Source organism: Pseudomonas sp. NFIX49, assembly GCF_900115915.1.
Lineage (GTDB): Bacteria > Pseudomonadota > Gammaproteobacteria > Pseudomonadales > Pseudomonadaceae > Aquipseudomonas > Aquipseudomonas pharyngis.
In genome coordinates this window covers 886,826-910,785 of the sequence record NZ_FOYE01000001.1, presented here as the reverse complement: position 1 = coordinate 910,785, position 23,960 = coordinate 886,826, and the positions used below count along the sequence as shown (strand labels likewise).

Below are 23,960 nucleotides of genomic sequence, written 5' to 3'. Positions count from 1 at the left end.
TGCCCCTCAATTGCACAGGGACAAGGCTCCTCCATGCGTCATTTTTTGCTGTTTTTTGCACTGTTGATTTCGAGTCTGGCCCAGGCAGGGAATGATCCTTTTGCGTCAAAACCGGAGTTTTTGCCGGTCGACAAGGCGTTCGTGCTGACCTCGGAGCGTCTGGATTCCGGCGAGACCCAGCTGTTCTGGCAAATCGCCGATGGCTATTACCTGTATCAGAAGCGTCTGAAATTCGACGGGCTGGCGACGGAAAGCGTCCCGGCCCTGCCCGAAGGCGAGTCCCACAGCGACGAGTATTTCGGCGAGCAACCGGTTTATCGTCAGGGCCTCGAGCTGAAAATCCCGCCTGCCGCCCAGGGCCAGATCAAGGTCAGTTATCAGGGCTGTGCCGACGCCGGTCTTTGCTATCCCCCGCAGACCCGAGTGATCGACCTCGGCGGCATAGCCGCAGCAACGACAGATGAGGCGCCGGATCAGGCACTGGCCAGCGGTCTGCAACAGCATTCGCTGGGCTGGAGTCTGCTGGTGTTCTTCGGTCTCGGTCTGCTGCTGGCGTTTGCGCCGTGCTCGTTGCCGATGCTGCCGATTCTGGCGGGCATGGTCGTGGGCAGCGGCGCCACGCCGCGACGCGGTTTCGCGCTGGCCGGCAGTTATGTGGTTTGCATGGCTTTGGTGTATGCGGCGATGGGCGTCATTGCCGCGCTGCTGGGTGCCAACCTGCAGGCGTGGTTGCAGAACCCGTGGCTGCTCGGGACGTTCGCGGCAGTGTTTGTGGTTCTGGCGCTGCCGATGTTCGGCTTCTTCGAACTGCAATTGCCGGTGGCCCTGCGAGATCGACTGGAACACGCCTCGCGCAGCCAGCGCGGCGGCAGCCTGATCGGCGCCGGCGTATTGGGCGCGCTGTCAGGTCTGCTGGTCGGCCCGTGCATGACCGCGCCGCTGGCCGGCGCCCTGCTCTACATCGCGCAAAGCGGCAACGCGCTGCACGGAGGCCTGATCCTGTTTGCTTTGGGCATCGGCATCGGCGTCCCGCTGCTGTTGCTGGTAACGGTCGGCAATCGCTTCCTGCCCAAGCCCGGCGCGTGGATGAATCTGCTCAAGGGCATATTCGGTTTTCTGTTCCTTGCCACCGCGCTGCTGATGCTGCGCCCGGTGCTGGATCCGTCGCTGTGGTTGGGCCTGTGCGGCGCGCTGCTGTTGATCGCCGCTTACAGCGCCTGGAAACAGTCCGATGGCTTTGGTCGCGTGGCGCAGCTGTTCGGTGCCGGGTCGCTGTTGCTGGGCCTGTGGGGCAGTCTGCTGGTGGTCGGGGCGGCGGGCGGCAGTGACGATCCGTATCAGCCGTTGCAGGTGTACAGCGCCGGCCGCGTCGGATCTGCGGCGCCCAGCGGCCACGAAGCCTTCACGACGATCAAGGATCCCGCTGCCCTGCAGCGCGAGCTCGACGCCGCCAAAGCGCAAGGCCAGTGGGTGTTGCTCGATTACTACGCCGACTGGTGCACGTCGTGCAAAATCATGGAGAAACAGGTGTTCGGCCAGGCACGGGTGATGCAGGCCCTGAGCGATGTGCGCTTGCTACGGCTCGACGTCACCGCCGACAATGCCGCCAGCCGCGAACTGCTCGGCCGTTATAAAGTGCCGGGGCCACCGAGTTTCGTGTGGATCGGCGCCGACGGTGAAGAGCGCCGCAGCCAGCGCATCACCGGCGAGGTCGATGCCGATACTTTCCTGCAACGCTGGACCACCACCCGAGACGCCCGTTAATGCTGACCTTCACCCTCGGCACCTTTGCCATCGCCCTCAACCACCTGCTGCTGATCAGCGCGCTGGCGCTGGCGACCTTCGTCGGCTGGCGGGTGGCCAAGCGCGGCGGTGACAACCCCGAGTCGGCGCTGTTCAGCCTGTTTCTGCTCGGCATGCTGGCGGCGCGCATTGCGTTTGTCGCTGTGTACTGGGGCCACTATCGCAACGATCTGTGGCAGATCATCGACCTGCGCGACGGCGGTTTTCTCGCCTGGCCGGGGGTGATCGTGCTGTTGCTCGCGGCACTCTATCGCGGCTGGCGCCGGCCGGGTTTGCGTCGACCGCTGGGTTTCGGTGTGGTCAGCGGTGTGGCGTTCTGGGTGCTGGCGACCCTGTCGCTGAATATCTACGAGCAAGGCACGCGCCTGCCGGACATCACTCTGCGCAACGCCGCCGGGGAAACCGTGAAACTCACCGACTATCAGGGCGGGCCGCTGGTGATCAATCTGTGGGCCACCTGGTGTCCGCCGTGCCGCCGGGAAATGCCGGTGCTGGAAAACGCCCAGCAACAACGCCCGGACCTGACATTCCTGTTCGTCAACCAGGCCGAAAGCATGCAAAGCGTCGCCACGTTTCTCGAAACCCAGGGTTTGAGCCTGAACAACGTGCTGTTCGACCGCAGCGGACGCCTCGGCCAGGCCGTGGGCTCCATGGCCCTGCCGACTACGCTGTTCTATAGCCCGGACGGTCGCCTGCTGGGCAGCCATTTGGGCGAATTGTCCAACGCCAGCCTGGCCCGTGCTCTGGAAAGCTTCGACACCCCGGCATCCAGCCTGAATCCGGCCACCTCTTCTTCAAGGAAACTGCCATGCCCCGCCTCCGCCACCTGCTGACGCTGACCCTGGGCGCCGCCCTGCTGCACTTGCCGTCGGTCCAGGCTGCTGAAGAACTGCCTGAAGCGATCAAGAAGATCGAAGCCAAGGGCGCCAGGATCGTCGGCCAGTTCGACGCGCCGGACGGCTTGCGCGGTTACGCCGCGCAATACCAGAACCGCGGTATGGCGCTGTACCTGACGCCGGACGGCAAGCACGTGCTGCTGGGCAACCTGTACGACGCCGACGGCAACGACTTGAGCAGCGCGCCACTGCAAAAACTGGTCTACGCGCCGATGGCCAAGGAAATCTGGGCCAAGTTCGAAGCGAGCAACTGGATTCAGGACGGCGACAAGGATGCCCCGCGCACCGTGTACCTGTTCAGCGACCCGAACTGCCCGTACTGCAACATGTTCTGGGAACAGGCCCGCCCATGGGTCAAGGCCGGCAAGGTGCAGCTGCGACACATCATGGTCGGCATCATCCGCGAAGACAGCCCGGCCAAAGCCGCCGCCCTGCTCGCCGCCAAGGATCCGAGCAAAGCCCTGGAAGATCACGAGAAGGCCGGCAAGGCCAGCACCCTCAAGGCCTTGAAGGACATTCCGGTCGCCGTGCAGACCAGACTCGCGGCGAACATGCAGTTGATGGAAGACCTGGACTTGCAGGCCACCCCGGCGATCTTCTACATGGACGACAAAAGCGAGCTGCAACAGCAGCAAGGTGCACCGACGCCGGACAAGCTGGCGAAGATTCTCGGCCCGAAATAAAAAACGCCCACGCAATGCGTGGGCGTTTTCGTTACTTCAGCTCAGTCAGAAACTTCAGCAGCGTGTCGGTCACGAACGACGGATTCTCCAGATTGGAGATATGCCCCGCCTCCGGCACCAGCACACACGGACAGCCAATCAGCTCAGCCATTTCCCGTGCTTCCGACGGCGGACGTGGTTTGTCCTGATCGCCACAGACCACCAGCGTGGTCGCCGCATTCAGCTCGCCCAGACGCGGCAACAGATCGTCACGGCCAAAGGTGATGCGCCCCATCGGCACGATGCTGTCGCGCAGGCGTTCGGCGGAATAGCCGGCGAGTTTTGCGCGGAAATCCTGATACAGCGCCGACGCCCGATCGATGCCCGGGCGGAAGAAGATCGGCACCACGATATCCAGCAGTTGCTCGGAGATCCCGCCGCTTTCCTCGATCTGTTTGAACAGCGAGAAATAGTACTGACGGGTCGGCTCCGGCTCGACGCCGACGTAAGTGTCCATCAGCACCAGACCGTTGAGCCGCTGCGGCGCCGACAGTGCCAGGCGCACACCCCACATGCCGCCAACCGACAGCCCGACCAGGGTCACCCGGTCGATGTCCAGATGATCGAGCAACGCCTGTGCCTGACGGGCGATGTCGTCCAGCGAAGCGGTGCCTTGCGGCAAACGACCGGATTCACCATGGCCCCACAGATCCAGGGCAATCACCCGGTAGTTCGCCGACAGTGCAGCAATCTGCGGGGCCCACATGGCCTGGTCCCACAGGTAGCTGCCAGCCAGCAGCACCGCCGGGCCCGTGCCTTGATCAATGTAGTGAAGCGCCTGTCCGTCAACTTCGAAGAAAGCCATCGATCACCCCCGCGACAAAAAAAGAGAACCGGCAGACTGGGCTGCCGGATCTCGATCGTCAACTATACAAACGTACATCCATGCACAGACGCAATTGCGTTGAACGCACCGACGCCATCGCTGGCAAGCCAGCGATGAGGCCGGTACAGACGCTGAAAACTACAAGCCTTCCAGCTCTGCCATCAGGTCATTGAGACGATCAACCTTCTCCTCGGTAATGTCGCTGGCCGCCAGTCCTTCGATGTACCCGGCCAGTTCCTCCACGGTGCTGCACTCGAACATCGCTCGCAGCGGCACATCCCGCTGCAAGGCTTTCTGCACCCGCGAGGCAATCTGCGTGGCCAGCAACGAGTGGCCACCGAGTTCGAAGAAGTTGTCGCGTACCCCGACCTTCTCGACCTTCAGCACCTCGGCCCAGATATCGGCCAGGGTGTGTTCCAGTTCGCTGCGCGGCGCCAGGTAATCCTGGCTCTGCAACTGGCCGATCTCCAGCGCCGGCAGGGCCTTGCGATCGAGTTTGCCGTTGGCGTTGAGCGGCAACCGGTCGAGCCACAACCAGTGCAGCGGCACCATGTATTCCGGCAGTTCGGCGCGCAGGCGCTGCTTGATCCGCTCCAGGCGTTCGCTCTGATTCAGTGCGGAATCCGCGGCCACCAGGTAGCCGACCAGATGCTTACCATTGACGCCTTCCTGCACGCCAACCGCGCCGTCACGGACTTCCGGTTGCTCGTGCAGACGCGCCTCGATTTCACCCAGTTCGATCCGGTAACCGCGGATCTTCACTTGATGGTCGACCCGACCGACGTACTCCAGCACCCCGTCACTGCGACGACGCGCCAGGTCGCCGGTGCGGTACAGACGCTCGCCCGGCGCACCGAACGGATTCGGCACAAACACCGGCGCGGTGCGCAGCGGATCGCTGACATAACCACGACCGACCCCGGTGCCCGCCACGCACAACTCACCCACCGCACCCAGCGGCACCAGCTCCAGCGCGCCATCGAGCAGGTACAGCAAATTGTTGTCGGTCGGCGTACCGATCGGCAGGTAACTGCCGCGAGTCGAGGCCAGGTCGACACGGAAGAACGCCACGTCGTCCGAGCACTCCGCCGGGCCATAGGCGTTGACCAGACCTATCTCCGGATAACGCAGCAGCCATTGGTGCGCCAGTTCCGGCGGCATTGCTTCACCGGTCGGCAACATCCAGCGCAGCCCGTCGAGGCTCAGACGATCCGAAGCGAGCATGCCCTGGATCAGCGACGGTACGCTTTCCAGCACGGTGATGCCCTGCTGTTGCACATGCACCAGCAAGCCTTGCGGATCGTGGGCGATGGTGTTCGGCACGATGTCCACCCGCGCCCCGAACAGCGGCGCGGCGAGGAATTGCCAGACCGAAATGTCGAAGCTTTGCGAAGCGGTCTGGGCGATCACATCGGCGTCACTCAGGTTCAGGTACGGCACCTTGCTCAACTGGTTGTTGAGCATGCCGCGCTGTTCGACCATCACGCCTTTCGGCAACCCGGTGGAGCCCGAGGTGTAGATCACGTAGGCCAGATTGTCCGGGCCGCTGAAGAGGCCCGGATTCGCCGACGATACCGCACCGGCCTGAACCTCTTCCCACACCAGCAAGCGTGGGCGGTTGGCGCAGCTGAACTCATCCAGCAAGGTCGTCGCCTGTTCACGGCAAGCCTCGGTGCACACCAAAACAGGAGTGCGACTGAGCTCGATAATGCGTTGCAGACGCTGGCTCGGCAGGCCCGGATCCAGCGGCAGGTAACCGGCACCGGCCTTGAAGCTGCCGATGATCATGCCCAGCAGATCGAGATTACGTTCGCCCAGCAGCGCCACCGGTTGATCCATCTGCACCCCGGCCGCGACCAGTGCATGACCGAGACGGTTGGCGTTCCGGTTCAGCTCGGCATAGCTCAGTTGCTGATCGAGGCAACTGGCGGCGATGCGTTGCGGATGCGCGGCGACCTGGGCTTCGAACAGCTCGACGTAGCTCTGCTCCAGCGGATAGTCGTGCTCACTCTGGTTGCAGCCGTGGAGCAGGAAGTCCTGTTCCTCATGGCCCAGCAGCGGCAGGTCGGCCATGTCGCCATGGAAGCCATCGACCAGCGCCAGCAACAGACGCTTGAACTCAGCGAGCATGCGCTCGATGGTCGACTCGTCGAAGTAACGCTGGTCGTAGGACAGATGCAGACCGAGGTCATCACCCGGATAGCAAACGGCGGTCAGCGGGAAGTTGGTGTGGGTACGGCCCGAGTCCGAGGTCGCGTTGAGGCTCTGCGCACGGTCCAGCACCGAGACTTCCACCGGGGCGTTTTCGAACACGAACAGGCTGTCGAACAGCGGCTGGCCTTTCGGCAGTTCGCTCTGCTCCTGAATGTTCACCAGCGGCAGGTATTCGTACTCGCGCAGTTGCATGTTGCTGTCGAGCAGACCGCTCAACCACTGGCGCACGCTGACACGCTGATCGTCCGCCGGGATCTGCACCCGCAGCGCGATGCTGTTGATGAACAGGCCGACGGTGCGTTGCATCTCCGGCATCTCCACCGGGCGTCCGGCCACGGTCACGCCGAACAGCACGTCGCGATCACCGCTCATGCGGCGCAGCACCAGTGCCCACGCCGCCTGGGCGAAGGTGTTGATGGTCAGTTGATGGGCCTGGGCCAGCTCACGCAGACGGGCGCCGTCCTCGACATTCAGTCGGGTGTAGCGGTCACCGACGATCATGCCGCCGCTTTCGCCGGCGTGTTCACGCAGGAACGGACGGTCGCTCGGGATCGGCGTGGTGCGCTCGAACCCTTGCAGGTTCTGCTGCCACCACTGACGCGCTTCGGCCAGGCTCTGGCGTTGCAGCCAGCCGATGTAATCGCGATAACGCGGCGGCACCGCCAATTGTGCTTCGCGACCTTCGCCGAGGGCCGTGTAGATCTCGAAGAAATCGTTCATCAGCAGCGAGCGGCACCAGGCATCGATGAGGATGTGGTGGTTGCTCATCATGAACCAGTAACGCGCCGCGCCGACCTTGATCAGACGCAGGTGGAACGGTGCCTGATTGAGCAGATCGAACCCGGCCTCGCGCTCGGCCTTGAGCAGCGCTTGCAGTTTCGGCTCTTGCTCGGCGTCAGCGATGGCGCTCCAGTCCAGGTACTCGATCGGCGTGCGCCCCGGCGTATGAATCACTTGCAGCATGTCTTCGCCGACGTTCCAGCAGAACGAGGCACGGAGCGCTTCGTGACGGGCGACCACCGCTTGCCACGCCTGGGCGAAACGCTCGGGATCGAGTTCGCTGTTGATCCGGTAGCGATCCTGCATGTAGTACAGACCGGTGCCCGGCTCGAGCAAGGTGTGCAACAGCATGCCTTCTTGCATCGGCGTCAGCGGGTACACGTCTTCAATGTGCGCCGCCGGCACCGGCAGTGCGTCAAGTTGCGCCTGGGTCAGTTTCGCCAGCGGGAAGTCCGACGGCGTCAGGCCACCGGCCTCGTCCTGCAGGCAATGTTCGATCAGGCTCTGCAACTCGCCGACGTAGGCATCGGCCAGCTCGTTGATGGTCTGCGCGTCGTAGCGTTCGGCGCTGAAGGTCCAGCGCAGCAGCAGTTCCCCGCCATACACCTGACTGTCGACACTCAACTCGTTCGGCAACGGTGCGTGCGGATCGTGGGCGGCGCCGACCGACTCATCCAGTGGCCGGAACAGCGCGTCGCTGCCGAAACTCTGGTCGAACTGGCCGAGGTAGTTGAAGGTAATCGGTGCGTTCGGCAACGCCGCCATGCTTTGACGGCTGGCGTCATCGGCGAGATAACTCAGTACGCCATAACCGAGGCCTTTGTGCGGAACGGCGCGCAGTTGCTCCTTGATCGCCTTGATCGAAGCGCCCTGCCCCGCAGCCTCTTCGATATTGTGCGGGGTCAGGCGCAGCGGATAGGCGCTGGTGAACCAGCCGACGGTGCGGGTCAGGTCGATCTCGTCGAACAGGGCTTCGCGGCCGTGGCCTTCCAGTTGAATCAGCGCCGACGGCTGCCCGCTCCAGCGGCACAGCACGCGGGCCAGCGCGGTCAGCAACAGGTCGTTGACCTGCGTGCGATAGGCGCTCGGTGCCTGTTGCAGCAGTTGCTTAGTGCGCTCGGCATCCAGACGCACGCTGACGGTTTGCGCATGCCGATTCTCGCGACCGCCCTCAGGACGTTCGCACGGCAAATCGGCGCTCGGGCCGGCCAGTTGCGCTTGCCACCAGCTCAGTTCTTCACGCAGGGATTCGCTGCCGGCGTAAGCCTGCAAGCGCGCCGCCCAGTCCTTGAAGGCGCTGGTTTTGGCCGGCAGTTTCACCGACTGATCGGCGTCGAGCTGGCGATACACGGTTTGCAGATCGTCGAGCAGCACCCGCCACGACACACCGTCGACGACCAGGTGATGGATCGCGATGAACAGTCGTTGCTGAGCGTCCGGCCCATCGACCAGCACGGCACGCAGCAGCGGGCCCTGGGCAAGGTCGAGGCTGCGCTGGGCATCGGCGAACAGCGCGGCGCACTTGTCCATCGACGGCACGCGAACCTGCCACAGCACGGCAGCATCGGTCACCGGTTGATGGGTCGCTTGCCATGCGCCGTTGACCTCGCTGAAGCGCAGACGCAGGGCGTCATGCTGCTCGATCACCGCCAGCAACGCTTGCTCCAGACGATGAGGTTCCAGCGCCACCGTCGGCTCCAGCAGCAACGCCTGGTTCCAGTGCTGACGCTCGGGAATCTCGGTGTCGAAGAACCAGTGCTGGATCGGGGTCAGACGCGATTCGCCCGTCACCAGACCTTGCTCGGCGGTCACGGCTTCACTGCGGCTGGCAACAGCGGCCAGGGTCTGCACGGTCTGGTGCTGGAACAAGTCGCGCGGGCTGAAGTGAATGCCCTGCTGGCGCGCGCGGCTGACCACTTGAATCGACAGGATCGAGTCGCCGCCCAGCTCGAAGAAATTGTCGTTGAGACCGACCTGCTCGACGTTGAGCACCTCGCACCAGATCTGCGCCAGGGTCTGCTCCAGCTCGTTGCTCGGCGCCACGTAATCCTGACGATTGAGCTCCGGGTCCGGCGCCGGCAAGGCGCGGCGGTCGAGCTTGCCGTTGGCGGTCAGCGGCATGCTCGCCAGCAGAATCAGATGGGTCGGCACCATGTAGTCCGGCAGTTGAGTCTTCAGGTGCGCCTTCAGCGCATCGCGCAGTTCGGCTTGCTCGGCTTCGCTTCGCGAAGCGACCTCGGTCACGAGATAGCCGACCAGTTGCTTGCCGCTCGGCGCATCCAGCGCCAGCACCACCGCTTCGCGGATCGAATCGTGATCGAGCAGGCGGGTTTCGATCTCGCCCAGCTCGATGCGGAAACCACGGATCTTCACCTGATGGTCGATCCGCCCGAGGTATTCCACCAGACCATCGGCGCGCTGGCGCACCAGGTCGCCGGTGCGGTACATGCGCCCGCCATCGACGGCAAACGGGTCAGCGACGAAACGTTCGGCAGTGATGCCCGCACGCTCGTGATACCCCACCGCCAGACCGGCGCCGCCGACGAACAATTCACCGGTCGCACCTTGCGGCACCAGCGCCAGATCGGCGTCGAGAATGTAGGCCACGCGATCACCGATCACGCTGCCGATCGGCACACTGCCGGCGCCCTCTTCCAGCACTTCCGGCGCAAGGCTGGCCAGCGGCATGACCACGGTTTCGGTCGGGCCGTAAGCGTTGAAGAACAGACTCGGCTTGAACGCTGCGCGAATCCGTTGCAGGTGTTCGCCAGTCAGTGCTTCGCCGCCGGTGATGATCATCCGCACCGGCAAAACCTCGTTTTGCGTCGCGAGGAACTGCGCCAACTGGCTGCCGTAGCTCGGGGTGAAACCGAGAATATTGATCCGGTGTTCACGGATCAGGCCGCAGATTTCTTCCGCGTCCCACTGGCCTTGCGCACGCAGCACCACCTGCGCACCGCTGAGCAGTGGCACCAGCAGACGCTCGGTAGCGGCGTCGAAGTTGATCGAATAGAAGTGCAGTTCGCAGTCGTCCGGACGCATGCCGAAGCGTTCGATCACCGCCTGGCAATGCATGGCGATTTCACCGTGGGACACCACCACGCCTTTCGGCTTGCCAGTGGAACCCGAGGTGTAGATCAGGTACGCCTGATGCTGCGGCAAGCTCATGAACGGAAGTTCGGTGGCCGGGTAATCGGCCAGCGCGGCGCTGTCATCCTCCAGGCACCAGCGCGCCACGTTCGCCGGCAGTTTGCCGAGGGCTTTGAACATCGCCCGGTCGCTGAGCAGCAGGCCGACGCCGCTGTCTTCGATCATGTAATGCAAACGGTCGAGCGGGTACTCCGGGTCCAGCGGCACGTAGGCGCCGCCGGCCTTGAGGATCGCCAGCAGGCCGACGACCATTTCCAGCGAACGCTCCAGCGCCAGACCGACCCGCACTTGCGGGCCGACACCGCGCTCACGCAGGGCCCAGGCCAGGCGATTGGCGCGAGCGTCGAGTTCGGCGTAGCTGAGGGTCTGCCCGGCGAAAGTCAGGGCCGGCGCATCTTTGCGCGCCAGCGCCTGCTCGGCGAACAGATGATGAATGCACTGGTCGAGACGACGCTCGCCCGGCTCGACACCAAGGCTGTCGAGCAATTGCTGTTGCTCAGGCGCATCAAGCAACGGCAGTTCGCTGAGACGCTGCTGCGGGTCAGCGATCAGCGCTTCCAGCAGGTTGCGCCAGTGCTTGGCCATGCGCGCAATCGTCGGCTCGTCGAACAAGTCAGTGCTGTAGGTCAGGCAGCAACCAAGGCGATGGTCGAGGTCGGTGACTTCCAGGTTGAGGTCAAACTTGGTCGCCCGCGCATCGTTGGCAAGGTACTCGACGGTCATGCCGGCGAGCATGCGGCTCTGCTGGAACTCCCAGCGCTGCACGTTGCACATCACCTGGAACAACGGGTTGTAGGCGGCGCTGCGCGGAGGCTGCAACGCCTCCACCAGATGGTCGAACGGCAGGTCCTGATGGGACTGACCTTCGATCACGGTGTGGCGCACCTGCTCGAACAATTCGCCGACCGACATCTGGCCGTCGAGCTGGCAACGCAGCACCTGGGTGTTGAGGAACGCACCGATCAGACCTTCGCTTTCCGGGCGGATCCGGTTGGCCACCGGCGCGCCGATCCGCAGATCGGTCTGGCCGCTGTAGCGGTAAAGCAAGGTCGCGAGTGCAGCAGTCATGGTCATGAACAGGGTCAGACCGTTCTGCGCGTTGAAGGCCCGCACCCGCGCGGCGAGATCGTCGCTGAGGTCGAAACGGAACAGCTCGCCCTGATGACTTTGCACCGGCGGACGCGGACGGTCGCCCGGCAATTCCAGCAGCGGATGTTCGCGGCCCAGTTGCGCGGTCCAGTAGTCAAGCTGACGCTGACGCTCGCCGGACTCCAGCCAGTTGCGCTGCCACACGCTGTAGTCGAGGTACTGCACAGGCAGCGGTTCCAGCGGCGATTCGCGGTCATCGACGAACGCTTCGTACAATGCGCTGAGCTCACGGGCGAAGATGTCCATCGCCCAGCCTTCGGTAACGATGTGGTGCAGGGTCAGGACGAAGTAATGCTCCTGCTCGGCGGTCTTGACCAGGCAGGCGCGCAGCAGCGGACCGGTTTCCAGATCGAACGGCAGGTGCGCTTCGTCGTCGGCCAGTTGCTGGACTTTCTGCTCGCGCACATCGGCGGCGAGTTTCGAGAAATCCTTCCAGCCCATGCGCACGCCGGTCTCGGCATGCACTTGCTGACGGGCCACGCCATCGACGCTCGGGAACGTGGTACGCAGGGTTTCGTGACGCAGGATCAACGCTTGCAATGCTGCCTCGAAACGCCCGACATCCAGCACGCCACGCAGGCGCGCCATGCCGCCGACGTTGTACGCCGGGCTGTCCGGTTCCATCTGCCAGAGGAACCACATGCGCTGCTGCGAGTAGGACAGCGGCACCGGTTGGCTGCGATCAACCTTGTTGATCGGCGGCTGTTTGTTGGTGCGACCGCTGGCCTGGATCTGGCGGATCTGCTCGGCAAAATCACCGAGCTCGCTGTGTTCGAACAAGGCACGCAACGGCAGCTCGACGTCACAGGCCTGACGGGTGCGGGAGATGATTTGCGTGGCCAGCAGCGAGTGACCGCCGAGGGCGAAGAAGTCGTCGCGCAGGCCGACCTGCTTCAGGCCGAGCACTTCGCGCCAGATCGCGGCGATCTGTTGCTCCAACTCGGAGACCGGCTCGACGTGTTCGCGCACCTGCCATTGCGGCTCGGGCAAGGCGCGGCGGTCGAGTTTGCCGCTCGGGCTCAGGGGCATTGCGTCCAGACGCATCAGTTGCGCCGGGACCATGTATTCCGGCAGCTCGGCGGCCAGTGCGGTTTTCAGGCGAGCGATTTGCCCGTCCTGATCTTCACTGGCGTCGGTGGCGGTGAAGTAACCGATCAGTTGCGGGCCAGCGACGGTTTCGCGCACCAGCACGGCGACCTGCGCCACGCCGTCCTTAGCCAGCAGACGGGCTTCGATTTCTTCCGGCTCGACGCGGAAACCACGCAGTTTGACCTGCTGATCGAGACGGCCGAGGTATTCGATCACACCATCATTCGTCCAGCGTGCGCGGTCACCGGTGCGGTACAGACGCGCGCCCTGCTCGCCCAGCGGATCGACCACGAAACGCTCGGCCGTCAGCGCCGGACGGCCGAGGTAACCACGAGCCAGACCGATGCCGCTGATGCACAGTTCACCCGGCACACCGGCCGGCACTGGATTGAGATCGCTGTCGAGCACCCGGCAAACGACGTTGCCCAGCGGACGGCCAATCGGCGAACGCTCGCCATCCGCCACGCTGCAATGCCAGTGGGTGACGTTGATCGCGGTTTCGGTCGGGCCGTAACGATTGTGCAGCTGCACCGCCGGCAGTTGCGCCAACACGCGGTTGCGCAGTTCCGCCGGCAGCGCTTCACCGCCGGAGAACACGCGGCGCAGGCTGGTGCATTCGGCACTCAACGGTTCGTCGATGAACAGCGAAAGCAGCGGCGGCACGAAGTGCAGCGTGGTCACGCCGTACTGCTGAACCAATTGCGCAATGCGATGCGGATCGCGGTGCTCGCCCGGGCCGGCGATCAGCAGACGCGCGCCAGTGATCAGCGGCCAAAAGCATTCCCACACCGACACGTCGAAACTGATCGGCGCCTTTTGCATCAGCACGTCGGTGTCGTTCAGGCGATAAGTGTTCTGCATCCATTGCAGACGTTCGGCCAGCGCCGCATGCGTGTTGCCCACACCTTTCGGCTGCCCGGTGGAGCCGGAGGTGTAAATCACGTAGACGAGATTGTCGCCGTGCAGATGCAGACCCGGTGCCTGGCTCGGCCAGTTCTCCAGGTGCAGGGTGTCCATGGCGATCACGCTGACGCCTTCGCTGGCCGGCAAGCGGTCGAGCAATGCCGTCTGGGTCAGCAGCAGTTCGACGCCGCTGTCGCTGAGCATGTAGGCCAGACGCTCGGCCGGGTAATCCGGGTCCAGCGGCACGTAGGCGCCACCAGCCTTGATGATCGCCAGCAGGCCGATCAGCAGTTGCGGCGAACGCTCGGCGGCGATGGCCACGCACACGTCCGGGCCGACGCCCTTGTCGCGCAGGTAATGGGCGAGACGGTTGGCCTGCGCGTGCAGTTCGGCGAAGTCGAGGCTGCCGCCGTCCCACACCAATGCCGTGCGTTCCGGGGTCTGACGGGCCTGTTCATTCAGTAGCTCCGGCAGCCATTGTTGCGCCGGGGTGCACGGAGCGATGCTCCATTCGCTTTGCTGAGTATTTTCGGCGGCGGTCAGCAGTTGCAGATCGCCGATGGATTGTTGCGGACGTTCGCAGACAGCACGCAGCAGGTTGCTGAAATGCTCGGCGAGGCGCTCGATGGTTGCGGCGTCGAACAGCTCATCGGCATAGTCGAAGGACAGCGTCAGCCGACCGTTACGGTCTTCTTCACTCTGCAGTTGCAGATCGAACTTGGCCTCGCGGCTGTGCCACGGCAGTTCTTCGGCGAGCAGGCCCGGCAGACGTTTGAGCGCACTCAGGTCGCGTTGCTGGTGGTTGAACATGACCTGGAACAGACCTTGTTCACGCGCCTCCGGGAAGGCTTCCAGCAGCTGTTCGAACGGCAGGTCCTGATTCGCCTGAGCACCGAGTGTAGCTTGGCGGGTTTGCGCCAGCAGTTCGGTGAACGGCAGACGCGAATCGACGTCGGCGCGCAGCACCTGGGTGTTGATGAAGAAGCCGATCAGGCCCTGGGTTTCCAGACGCGGACGGTTGGCGTTGGGCACACCGATGCGGATGTCGCGCTGGCCGCTGTAGCGATGCAACAGGCTTTGGAAAGCCGAGAGCAGCAGCATGAACGGTGTGGATTGATAGGCCTGGGCCGTCTGGCGAATGGCGTCGCTGAGGCTCATCCCCAGGCGAACGCTGTGGCGTGCGGCGCTGTGAATTTGTTTGGCAGAACGCGGATGGTCGGTCGCCAGTTCCAGGGTCGGATGCTCGTCCCCCAACTGCGCTTTCCAGTACGCCAGTTGCCGTTCGCCCTCGCCTTGCGCCAGCCATTGGCGCTGCCAGCTACCGTAGTCGGCGTATTGGGTTGGCAGCGGCGCCAGTTCCGCGCGCTGGCCTTGGGACGCGGCGGCGTACAGGCGCGAGAACTCGTCGATCAGCACGTTCAGCGACCAGCCGTCGGCGATGATGTGGTGCAGGGTCACCAGCAACTGGTGATCCTCGTCATCGAGACGAACCAGCGTCACCCACAGCAGCGGGCCTTTCTCCAGATCGAACCGGGTGCGGGCTTCGCCCTCGCGGATCTGTAGTGCGCGGGCTTCACGTTCGGCGACGGGCAGGTCGCTGATGTCGATCAGTTGCAGGTTGAATTCGCCCGCTGCTTCAACCTGTTGCAGGGCCACGCCGTCGCGCTCGAAGAAGCGCGTGCGCAGGGATTCGTGGCGTTCTATCAGTTGCTGGAAACTGGCGCGCAATGCGTCTTCGTCCAGTTCACCACGCAGACGCAAGGCACCGGGAATGTTGTAGGCGCTGCTTTGTGGATCGAGCTGCCAGGTGATCCATAGTCGGTTTTGCGCCAGGGATTGCGGCAAGGCTTCGTTGCGCGACAGTGCGGTGATTTCGCCTTGGGCGCTGCCGCCGTCCTGTTGCTGCTGTGCCACGGCTGCGGCGAACGCGGACAGGGTCGGTGCTTCGAACAGCAGGCGCAGGTTCAGCTCCAGGCTCAGTTCTTCGCGGACCTTGGCGATCACCTGGGCGGCGGCGATCGAGTTGCCGCCGAGCAGGAAGAAATGATCGTCGGCGTTGACCTGTTTGACGTTGAGTTGCTCGGCCCAGACTTTGCCGATCAACGCTTCCAGTTCGGAGGCGGACGCGGTCGAGTCCTGAGCGGTTTCAGCAGTGGCTGAGGGGAATACGGCGTAGCTGTCGAGGCTGCCATCAGCCAGACGATTGCGGCAGGCCGAACGTTGCAGCTTGCCGCTGGAAGTTTTCGGCAACGCGCCCGGATTGAGCAGCACAACCACGCTCGGTGCTTCCTGATACGCCTCGGCCACGGCCTGGCGAATGGCTTTGATCAGCGCTTCAGGCGGGAGGATTTTCTGCACGCTGCGGCTGATTTCCGCCGCGATGCCGATGCCCTCCTCGCCATTCTGATTGACCGCGAACGCCGCGACACGGCCCTTGCGCACCACCTCCACTTCGTTCTCGACCGTCTTTTCGAGGTCCTGCGGATAGAGATTGTGGCCGCGCACGATCAGCATGTCTTTCAGGCGACCGGTGATGAACAGTTCACCGTCGCGAATGAAGCCCAGGTCACCGGTGCGCAGCCAGGTCTGGCCCGCGTGCTGGACGAAGGTCTTGGCCGTCGCCTCGGGGTTGCGCCAGTAGCCGAGGGCGATGCTCGGGCCGGCAGCCCAGACTTCACCCACGGCGTTGTCGGCCAGTTCTTCAAGGGTGTTCGGCTCGACAATCAGCACCGCATGTTCCGGCTGGCTGATGCCGCAGCTCATTATCGGGCTGCCCTCGCCCGGCTCGGCACGGTTCTGCGCCAGGGCTTGATCGTCGACGCGCAACGCCGGAATCCCTGTGCCGCGCGGTGTGCCGGCGACGAACAGGGTCGCTTCCGCCAGACCGTAGGACGCCATGAAACTGCTTTCGCTGAAACCGCACGCGGTGAATTTCTCGGCGAAGCGTTCGAGGGTGTCGAGCCGGATCGGCTCGGAGCCGGAATAGGCCACGCGCCAGCGGCTCAGGTCGAGGCGTTCCAGCGCCGATTCGCTGACCCGCTCGCTGCACAGACGGTAAGCGAAGTCCGGGCCGCCGCTGATGGTGCCGCCGTATTGGCTGATCGCTTCAAGCCAGCGCAACGGCCGGCCGAGAAAGTACGCCGGCGACATCAGGATGCACGGCACGCCACTGAAGATCGGTTGCAGCAGACCGCCGATCAGGCCCATGTCGTGGTACAGCGGCAGCCAGCTGACGATCACGTCGTCGGGGTTTACGTCGATACCGAAACCGTGGCGGATCAGCAGTTCGTTGGCCACCAGATTGCCGTGGCTGACCTGCACGCCTTTGGGCAGCGCGGTGGAGCCGGAGGTGTATTGCAGGAAAGCAATATGGTCTGTCGGCAGGGCCGGCTCGACCCAACGCTCGGCCAGCGAAGCGTCGAGGGTATCGACGCACAACAGCGGCGGCGCGCCTTCGATTTGCTGCAGGGCGTCGCGCAGGTCGGCGCTGGTCAGCAGCAGACGCGGTTCGGCGTCGGCGATGATCGACAGCAGGCGTTCCTGATGGTGACGCTTGGCCGATTCCGGCGGATAGGCCGGCACCGCGATCACACCCGCGTACAGGCAACCGAAGAACGCCGCGACGTAATCCGGACCGCTCGGGAACAGCAATACCGCGCGATCACCGAATCCGGCCTCGGTCTGCAACGCGGCGGCGATGGCGCGTGCGCGTTGATCGAGTTCGCGATAACTGAGCACCACAGCCTGCTCCTCGGTTTCAGCGAGAAAGCGCAGGGCCAGCCGATCCGGCGTCAGGGCCGCACGGCGCTGAAGGGCTTGGACCAGGGTGCTGGGGAGTTCGAACGCGTCGGTCATGAGGTTTCCTGCCTGAATTCGGCTTGCTGGTGGAATCGGGTTGGCTGCGGCATGCCCGTGCAAGGCATGCGGGACACGGTCTTCGCCGACCGTGCACGGCATTGGAATGCGGTAGGTCCGGGGCTGCGTACCCGGATCCATTCACCAATGAGAACGGATGACGTCTTGAAATAATTAGTCGGCAGGCTGGATCGCCAATGGGGCTGGGCGCTTGGGCGAGTGCGGCGGCGTGTCGCAGTTCTCAGATAGCACTGTTATGGATCATTAGTTCTCTTTCTCAATTGACAATCATTATCATTCAACATAATTTGTCGCTCGATGTGTAGGACGGCCCCGTCCCCCAGGCGTCCCACTAACCTATTGGCAGCAAGGTGATTTCCATGACGGAACAAGTATCCACAAGCAGGTGCGATTCACCGCTACTTCAGGCATTCGTCGACAATCGACTGATTCTGGTCAAGATTGCAGCCCGCATTACCGGCTGCCGGTCACGCGCCGAAGATGTGGTGCAGGATGCGTTCTTCCGACTGCAATCGGCGCCGCCGATCACGTCGTCGATCAAGGCCCAGCTGAGTTATCTGTTCCAGATCGTGCGCAATCTGGCCATCGATCACTACCGCAAGCAGGCGCTGGAGCAGAAGTACGCCGGCCCCGAGGAGGAAGGGTTGAACGTGGTCATTCAGGGCGCCTCGCCGGAAACCTCACACATCAACTTCTCGACCCTGGAACACATCGCCGATGCGCTGACCGAGCTGCCGGTCCGCACTCGCTATGCGTTCGAGATGTACCGCCTGCACGGCGTGCCGCAGAAGGACATCGCCAAGGAACTCGGCGTTTCGCCGACCCTGGTCAACTTCATGATTCGCGACGCGCTGGTGCATTGCCGCAAGGTGTCGAGCAGTCGCGCTGATGCAGTGACCGCAAACCGTCGCTGATAAAAATCGGCCGCAAAAAAAGATCGCAGCCTTCGTTGAAGGGCTGCGATCTTTTTTGTTTTCAGGGAAATGTCACGCCAGCGTGCACCGGTCGAAGAACCGTTCGCGCCCGAGGATCATCAGCGCCGCGCGCTTGTGCGGAAAGTCGAATTCCTTCTCGCAGTGGAAGCACTGGTTGTGCATGTGGCCGATCATCTTCGCGTTGTCGGCACGGGGTTCGGCGACCACCCGCTGAGTGCGCGGATCATCCAGAAACAGGTAGTGCACCAGCGCCGACAGCCAACTCGCCACTTTGTGCGGCCCGCGATGGTTTTCTTCCCCGACCAGCATGTGGATGCCGCGGTCGTAATTGTCAGCATCGTAGAACGGCGCGATGCGATCTTCCTTGGCCCAGTAGGCTTCGAAATAAGCGAACGGCTGGTCGTCGAAACAGCCAATCAACGTCAGCGTGTGCGGATCGGCCTCGAGCTTGCTCAGGTACTCGCGATGCTGCTCGAGGCTGCCCTCCTCCTGCCAGAAACTGGCGACTCGCGGACTGTTCTGCCAGCGATTGAAACGCGCAAGATCCTGCTCGATCTCAACCGTACGCAGGGAAATCCACGCACCGAGACGCGCATCGAAACGCCGATAAACCTCACCCCTCGGTTTCACCGGTCGCAGCGGATGGCGTTTGCCGTTGCTGATGACCATCTGCTGCGGGTAGCTGCCAGTCAGCGAAGCCCCAAGCCAGGGTTGCGGCAGTTGCCAGAACAGCGTGCGCTCGCAGCGATATTCACCCGCCACTTCAGTACTCACCAGCAAACCGCTGAGCAAGGCTTCGGTCGGCGGCTGATCCAGTTGCCAGATCAATTGCTGGCGCGCCGGATCCCGGGCAAACAGCCAATAGCAGGCGGCCCACAGCGCCTGGCCTGGTGGCAATGCAAAGCGTTCATCGATCTGGATCGGCCCCCGGCCTTCACGATCGAGGCGCAGGCGAATCAGCGGTTGCCCGTCCAGGCTCAGGCTCAGACGGCTTTCAGTGGCATCGGCTATCAGTTGACTGCCCGAAGGCAAGGCCAGGGCAGTCAGGTCATTCAGATTGGACATGGGTCGGGCTCACGATAATCGTCGACAGTTCAACGATGGGACGTGAGCCGTTTATGAAAATTTAGTCTTTGCGATTGAAATCAGACGACTCACAGCTCTCTGACGCGAATGTTGTCGATTTCGAAATCGTTTCCATCATTGCCGGATGCATAACTTTTTACCCGAAGCGTCGTATCTTGCTCTGTCGCGACAAAAGTACCGGAAAGAATTTGCCAACTTGTCAGAGCGAAGGGAGTCTGTTCTGTCACCGAATTAGAACCGGCTTCAAGTGACAGGATAGGGACAGGTGCGATGCTATTTCTACGTCTTACCGACAAGCTGAAATCATACCTGTGACCTACTGCGAGACCGGTTAACTTCTTAACAAGGAGCTCGCCAGCGGGCTTAGACGCGGTATCCGAAATCAGAATTCCATTCCTCAGAATCACATCTCCCAGACGCATGTCCGAACCAACCTCCCAATTGTTCCAGTCACCATTTTCGAATGTAGTCATATCATCGATGGGCTCCCGTATCTGAAGACTCAGTGGCGGAAACAACAGTGGGCAATCACAGCCAACACTATTCAATGCGACCTGAAAAACAAACACCAGATGGCTGTTGTGTTTCAGATCCTGCAGATAACTCCACTCAATCGTTCTATGCCAGCCCTCTTCATACTCTTTCCGAGTAACTGGCTCGGCATCAGCGACGCACAACATCAGCGCAGTGCCATCCGTGTTCTGCCCACAGGCATGCAATGTCGCCAATTGGTTCTCGGTCATGAACGGCCATCGCGAGACTTCAACCTTCACACCGGTCGATTCCTCAGGCCTGTTCAGAGTCAGGACATCGCCGACAGCTTGTTCGGCTACGGGCGTGGGCACGCAATGCAGGGAAATAGGATATGGGGCCGGCATGAGGTATTCCTCTGTGTGGGGTCCTCCTCACAACGAGTAGAACCTGACAGGAATCAAACCCCCGGCAGACACGGGCCGTCTACTGTCAGATCTGACAGGTGACAACGCAAAACCGATAAACGGCAGTCCCTGCGATCGCAGTGCACTGGCTATTTAGGGACCGGCACCACCGCAATCTTGTACGGATCGAAGATCTTCAGCATCTGCCCACTGTCGCGCAGCCCTTGCAGCAACTTGCCGAACGCCTCACCGGTGATTGGCGCTTTCGGACTGAGAATCGCGTAATGATGGTAGATCTGGTCGATGCGCTGCGACACCAGCAATTCATCGCGCACTTTTTCGTTGCGCAGCAGGTAATCGAACAGATACGAGCGAGTGACCAGCGCAATGTCCGCCCGACCGCGCAGCACCATCAACAGGTTGCTGTCATGGGAATAGGTCAGCGTGGCGCTGTAGGTTTCGGCGAGGTACTTGGGATCGGCGTTGAAGTTGGCGAATTCGTAGTGATAGCCGCTGTACAGCGCCAGCCGTTTGCCCTTGAGATCAGCGAAGTAATTCTGCTGGCGTCCGGGCTTGTTCTGGGCGACGAAAATCTCTGCGTCCTCAAGCCCCATGTCGACGGTGATGTGGGGAATGTCTTTCCAGCCCCACTCCGGGTTCTCGAAGATCGCCATGTCGGTGCGGCCATCCTTGAAATCGCCGAACCGGCGAGGAATCGAGGTGGGCACCAGTTCGAAACGATAGTCGCTCTGGGCGCTGTTCAAAGCCGCGACCAGTTCCGGCAGCAGGCCGGTGTCGGCGCCGTTTTCCGGGCGAATGGTGTAGGGCGGAAAATGCGCCGCGCCCACCCGAACCACTTGCGCCGCCGGAGCAGGCAATACCCATAATGCAGCCAGCGCTGCGAGCATCAGCCCGGCGGCCGTCCGAATTGGCGAAGACTTCAAAACACCCCACTCCCCGAAAAAGTACCGATCATTGCATTCAAGCTAGGCGGTTTCGCCAAGTTAGCCAGTTTCCCGACCCGATAGAAAGCGCCTAGCGCTCTTCGAGCACCAGAATCAGCGCTTCTTCGGCCAGTTGATCGAGGCTCAGGCTGCCGCCGGCACGGAACCAGGTGGTGGTCCAGGACAATGCGCCCGTGAGAAAACGCCGGGTAATGAATACGTCGCCACGGATGAACCCCGCCTCTTTGGCTTCGCCCAGCACTTGCAGCCAGAGGTCTTCGTAGATGTCGCGCAGCGCCAGCACTTTGGCCTGACCGTCTTCGGACAGCGAGCGCCACTCATACACCAGCACCGCCATCGCCTCGCCGCTGCCGCCCATGATCGACTGCAATTCGCAGCGGATCAGCGCCAGCACCCGCTCGCGCACATCGGCGGCATCGGCAAGGGCTGCGCGCATCAGCGCCGTGTTGTAGCGGATGGTTTCCTCCATCACCGCCCGCAGGATTTCATCCTTGCTCTTGAAGTGATGAAAGATGCTGCCGGACTGGATCCCCACGGCACCGGCCAGATCGCGCACGGTGGTGCGCTCGTAGCCTTTGTTGCGGAACAGGTGGGCCGCCACTTGCAGCAATTTGCCGCGAGCGCTGTCCGGATCGGTCAGCTGCCCGGCATCGACCAGTTCACGCATGACCCTCAGGGCTTTTTGCTCGTCCACCCGTTCTCTCCTACAGTCGATCAGTCAAATGCGCCGCACGCCGCAGAAACGGCGGGGTTGCGCGGGCAATTTAAGCCGCCGGCGGTGACCAAGCAAGCGCTTGGGCAGAAGATAATTTCAGCTGTTTACAAACCAAGCGCTTGCTTGGTAGCCTCGATGCACTTCTGTCACAGGTTGCTGAGTCGGAGATCAAAATGCCCACCACGGTTCGCATCGGATGCGCCAGCGCATTCTGGGGAGACACCTCGACCGCCGCCGCGCAGCTTGTGGCCGCAGGACAGCTGGATTATCTGGTCTTCGACTACCTCGCCGAAATCACCATGTCGATCATGGCCGGCGCCCGCATGAAGGATCCGCAGGCCGGGTTCGCCGGCGATTTCATCGAAGTCCTCGCGCCCCTGCTGCCGCAACTGGCCGAACAGAACATTCGCGTTATCAGCAATGCCGGCGGGGTCAATCCAAAGGCCTGTGCCGCCGCGCTGCAAGCGGCCTGCGACAAGGCCGGCGTATCGTTGAAAATCGCCGTGCTGTCGGGCGATGACCTGCAACCCCACTTCAAACACCTCGCCTCCCAAGGCATTACTGAAATGTTCAGCGGCGCCCCGCTGCCGCCGATGTGCGTGTCGACCAACGCTTACCTCGGCGCGCCGGGCATTGTCGAAGCACTGCGCCTGGGCGCCGACATCGTCATCACCGGCCGGGTGGTCGACAGCGCAGTGGTCAGCGCCGCGCTGGTGCATGAATTCGACTGGTCGTGGCACGACTACGACAAACTCGCGCAAGCCGCCCTGGCCGGGCACATCATCGAATGTGGCGCGCAGTGCACCGGCGGTAATTTCACCGACTGGCGCGACGTCCCGGATTACGAACACATCGGTTTCCCGATCGTCGAGGTCAGCGCCGACGGTCAGTTCATCGTCAGCAAACCCGAAGGCTCCGGCGGGCTGGTCACGCCGCTGACTGTCGGCGAGCAGATGCTCTACGAAATCGGCGATCCGCAGGCCTATCTGTTGCCCGATGTGGTCTGCGATTTCAGCCAGGTCAAACTCCAGCAACAAGGCAAGAACGCCGTCCGGGTCCACGGTGCCAAAGGCTTGCCGCCCAGCGACCAATACAAGGTCAGCGCAACGTACCCGGACGGATTCCGTTGCACCGCCAGTTGCCTGATCGCCGGCATCGATGCCGTGGAGAAAGCCCGGCGCGTCAGCCAGGCGATCCTCGACAAGACCTCGGAAATGCTCGAACAGAAAGGCCTCGGTCCCTACACCGAAACCGATGTCGAACTGCTCGGCAGCGAAGCCACCTACGGTCCTCACGGCCAGCGTCGGGACAGCCGCGAAGTGGTGATCAAACTCGCCGTGCGCCACCCGAACAAACAAGCCTTGATCCTGTTCTCCCGGGAGATCGCCCAGGCCGCCACCGGCATGGCGCCGGGCCTCACCGGTATCGTCGGCGGGCGGCCGACGGTGTATCCGCTGATCCGGCTGTTCTCGTTCCTGATCGACAAAAGCGCCTGCACCTTGCAGATCGACATCGCCGGCGAATCTCACCCGCTCGCCCTGCCCGTCCCCGCCGCCCTCGACAGTCAGGATCTGCCCCTGCCCCACGAAACGCCCAAACCCCAGGGCCGCGCCGACGCGAGTGTGCCACTGGTGAAGCTGGCGGTGGCGCGCTCCGGCGACAAGGGCAATCACAGCAATATTGGCGTCATGCCGCGCCGTCCCGAATACCTTCCGTGGATCGCCGAAGCGCTGACCCCGGCGGTGGTCGTGGACTGGATGAGCCATGTCCTCGACCCGATTCACGGCCGGGTCGAACGCTGGTATCTGCCGGGCACCCACAGCCTCAACTTTCTGCTGGAAAACGCCCTCGGTGGTGGTGGCGTGGCGAGCCTGCGCATCGACCCGCAAGGCAAGGCCTTCGCCCAACAACTACTGGAAATCCAGATCCCGGTGCCGCAGAGCATCGCCGAACAGCTCGACTAGAGGATTGGC

Annotated in this window: 11 protein-coding genes; 5 read left to right on the top strand and 6 right to left on the bottom strand. The window is 62.8% G+C overall.

Translation table 11 applies throughout. The features are described 5' to 3' along the window. Positions 1 to 33 precede the first annotated feature (33 nt). From dsbD to dsbG, 3 genes are read left to right on the top strand one after another with little or no spacing between them, the layout of a single operon-like run. On the top strand, positions 34 to 1,764 hold the full coding sequence (gene dsbD / locus BMZ46_RS04165; RefSeq protein WP_074687930.1) for a protein-disulfide reductase DsbD: 1,731 nt from the start codon (positions 34 to 36) through the stop codon (positions 1,762 to 1,764). Continuing rightward, the gene (locus tag BMZ46_RS04160) at positions 1,764 to 2,636 is read left to right on the top strand and encodes a TlpA disulfide reductase family protein (RefSeq protein ID WP_074687932.1); all 873 of its coding nucleotides are present in this window, start codon (positions 1,764 to 1,766) and stop codon (positions 2,634 to 2,636) included. The genes dsbD and BMZ46_RS04160 overlap by 1 nt, the downstream gene beginning before the upstream one ends. Then, positions 2,612 to 3,382 carry a thiol:disulfide interchange protein DsbG gene (dsbG, locus tag BMZ46_RS04155; protein WP_074687934.1) on the top strand — a complete coding sequence of 257 codons (771 nt, stop codon included), beginning with the start codon at positions 2,612 to 2,614 and terminating at the stop codon, positions 3,380 to 3,382. Before BMZ46_RS04160 ends, dsbG begins: the two co-directional genes overlap by 25 nt. 31 nt (positions 3,383 to 3,413) lie before the next feature. On the opposite strand, the gene BMZ46_RS04150 is transcribed toward dsbG, so the two are convergent. Then, entirely contained in the window at positions 3,414 to 4,226 is an 813-nt protein-coding gene (locus BMZ46_RS04150) for an alpha/beta fold hydrolase (RefSeq protein ID WP_074687936.1), read from the bottom strand. 159 nt (positions 4,227 to 4,385) lie between these two features. Further along, the gene (locus tag BMZ46_RS04145; protein WP_074687938.1) at positions 4,386 to 17,387 is read right to left on the bottom strand and encodes a non-ribosomal peptide synthetase; all 13,002 of its coding nucleotides are present in this window, start codon (positions 17,385 to 17,387) and stop codon (positions 4,386 to 4,388) included. A 380-nt stretch (positions 17,388 to 17,767) separates the two neighbouring features. Here BMZ46_RS04145 and BMZ46_RS04140 point away from each other — a divergent pair, with 380 nt between their 5' ends. Next, positions 17,768 to 18,322: an RNA polymerase factor sigma-70 gene (locus tag BMZ46_RS04140; protein ID WP_011335256.1), complete on the top strand. Its 555-nt coding sequence runs from the start codon at positions 17,768 to 17,770 to the stop codon at positions 18,320 to 18,322. 72 nt (positions 18,323 to 18,394) lie between these two features. Here BMZ46_RS04140 and BMZ46_RS04135 read toward each other — a convergent pair whose 3' ends face one another. The 4 genes from BMZ46_RS04135 to BMZ46_RS04120 all read right to left on the bottom strand — a co-directional run bounded on the left by BMZ46_RS04135 (position 18,395) and on the right by BMZ46_RS04120 (position 21,966). After that, positions 18,395 to 19,408 carry a GNAT family N-acetyltransferase gene (locus tag BMZ46_RS04135; protein ID WP_074687940.1) on the bottom strand — a complete coding sequence of 338 codons (1,014 nt, stop codon included), beginning with the start codon at positions 19,406 to 19,408 and terminating at the stop codon, positions 18,395 to 18,397. An 89-nt stretch (positions 19,409 to 19,497) separates the two neighbouring features. After that, positions 19,498 to 20,307: a carbohydrate binding domain-containing protein gene (locus BMZ46_RS04130; RefSeq protein ID WP_074687942.1), complete on the bottom strand. Its 810-nt coding sequence runs from the start codon at positions 20,305 to 20,307 to the stop codon at positions 19,498 to 19,500. A gap of 149 nt (positions 20,308 to 20,456) precedes the next feature. Beyond that, the gene (locus tag BMZ46_RS04125; protein ID WP_074687944.1) at positions 20,457 to 21,251 is read right to left on the bottom strand and encodes a substrate-binding periplasmic protein; all 795 of its coding nucleotides are present in this window, start codon (positions 21,249 to 21,251) and stop codon (positions 20,457 to 20,459) included. 91 nt (positions 21,252 to 21,342) lie between these two features. Then, on the bottom strand, positions 21,343 to 21,966 hold the full coding sequence (locus tag BMZ46_RS04120) for a TetR/AcrR family transcriptional regulator (protein ID WP_007955773.1): 624 nt from the start codon (positions 21,964 to 21,966) through the stop codon (positions 21,343 to 21,345). A 194-nt stretch (positions 21,967 to 22,160) separates the two neighbouring features. Here BMZ46_RS04120 and BMZ46_RS04115 point away from each other — a divergent pair, with 194 nt between their 5' ends. Next, complete coding sequence (locus BMZ46_RS04115; RefSeq protein WP_074687946.1) at positions 22,161 to 23,951, top strand: acyclic terpene utilization AtuA family protein; 1,791 nt, start codon at positions 22,161 to 22,163, stop codon at positions 23,949 to 23,951. The last annotated feature ends 9 nt before the right edge of the window (positions 23,952 to 23,960 follow it).

What these genes read in the sequence shown, in the direction of transcription:
- dsbD (WP_074687930.1), top strand. Translation starts at nt 34, where the DNA reads ATGCGTCATTTTTTGCTGTTTTTTGCACTGTTGATTTCGAGTCTGGCC.
- BMZ46_RS04160 (WP_074687932.1), top strand. Translation starts at nt 1,764, where the DNA reads ATGCTGACCTTCACCCTCGGCACCTTTGCCATCGCCCTCAACCACCTG.
- dsbG (WP_074687934.1), top strand. Translation starts at nt 2,612, where the DNA reads ATGCCCCGCCTCCGCCACCTGCTGACGCTGACCCTGGGCGCCGCCCTG.
- BMZ46_RS04150 (WP_074687936.1), bottom strand. Translation starts at nt 4,226, where the DNA reads ATGGCTTTCTTCGAAGTTGACGGACAGGCGCTTCACTACATTGATCAA.
- BMZ46_RS04145 (WP_074687938.1), bottom strand. Translation starts at nt 17,387, where the DNA reads ATGACCGACGCGTTCGAACTCCCCAGCACCCTGGTCCAAGCCCTTCAG.
- BMZ46_RS04140 (WP_011335256.1), top strand. Translation starts at nt 17,768, where the DNA reads ATGACGGAACAAGTATCCACAAGCAGGTGCGATTCACCGCTACTTCAG.
- BMZ46_RS04135 (WP_074687940.1), bottom strand. Translation starts at nt 19,408, where the DNA reads ATGTCCAATCTGAATGACCTGACTGCCCTGGCCTTGCCTTCGGGCAGT.
- BMZ46_RS04130 (WP_074687942.1), bottom strand. Translation starts at nt 20,307, where the DNA reads ATGCCGGCCCCATATCCTATTTCCCTGCATTGCGTGCCCACGCCCGTA.
- BMZ46_RS04115 (WP_074687946.1), top strand. Translation starts at nt 22,161, where the DNA reads ATGCCCACCACGGTTCGCATCGGATGCGCCAGCGCATTCTGGGGAGAC.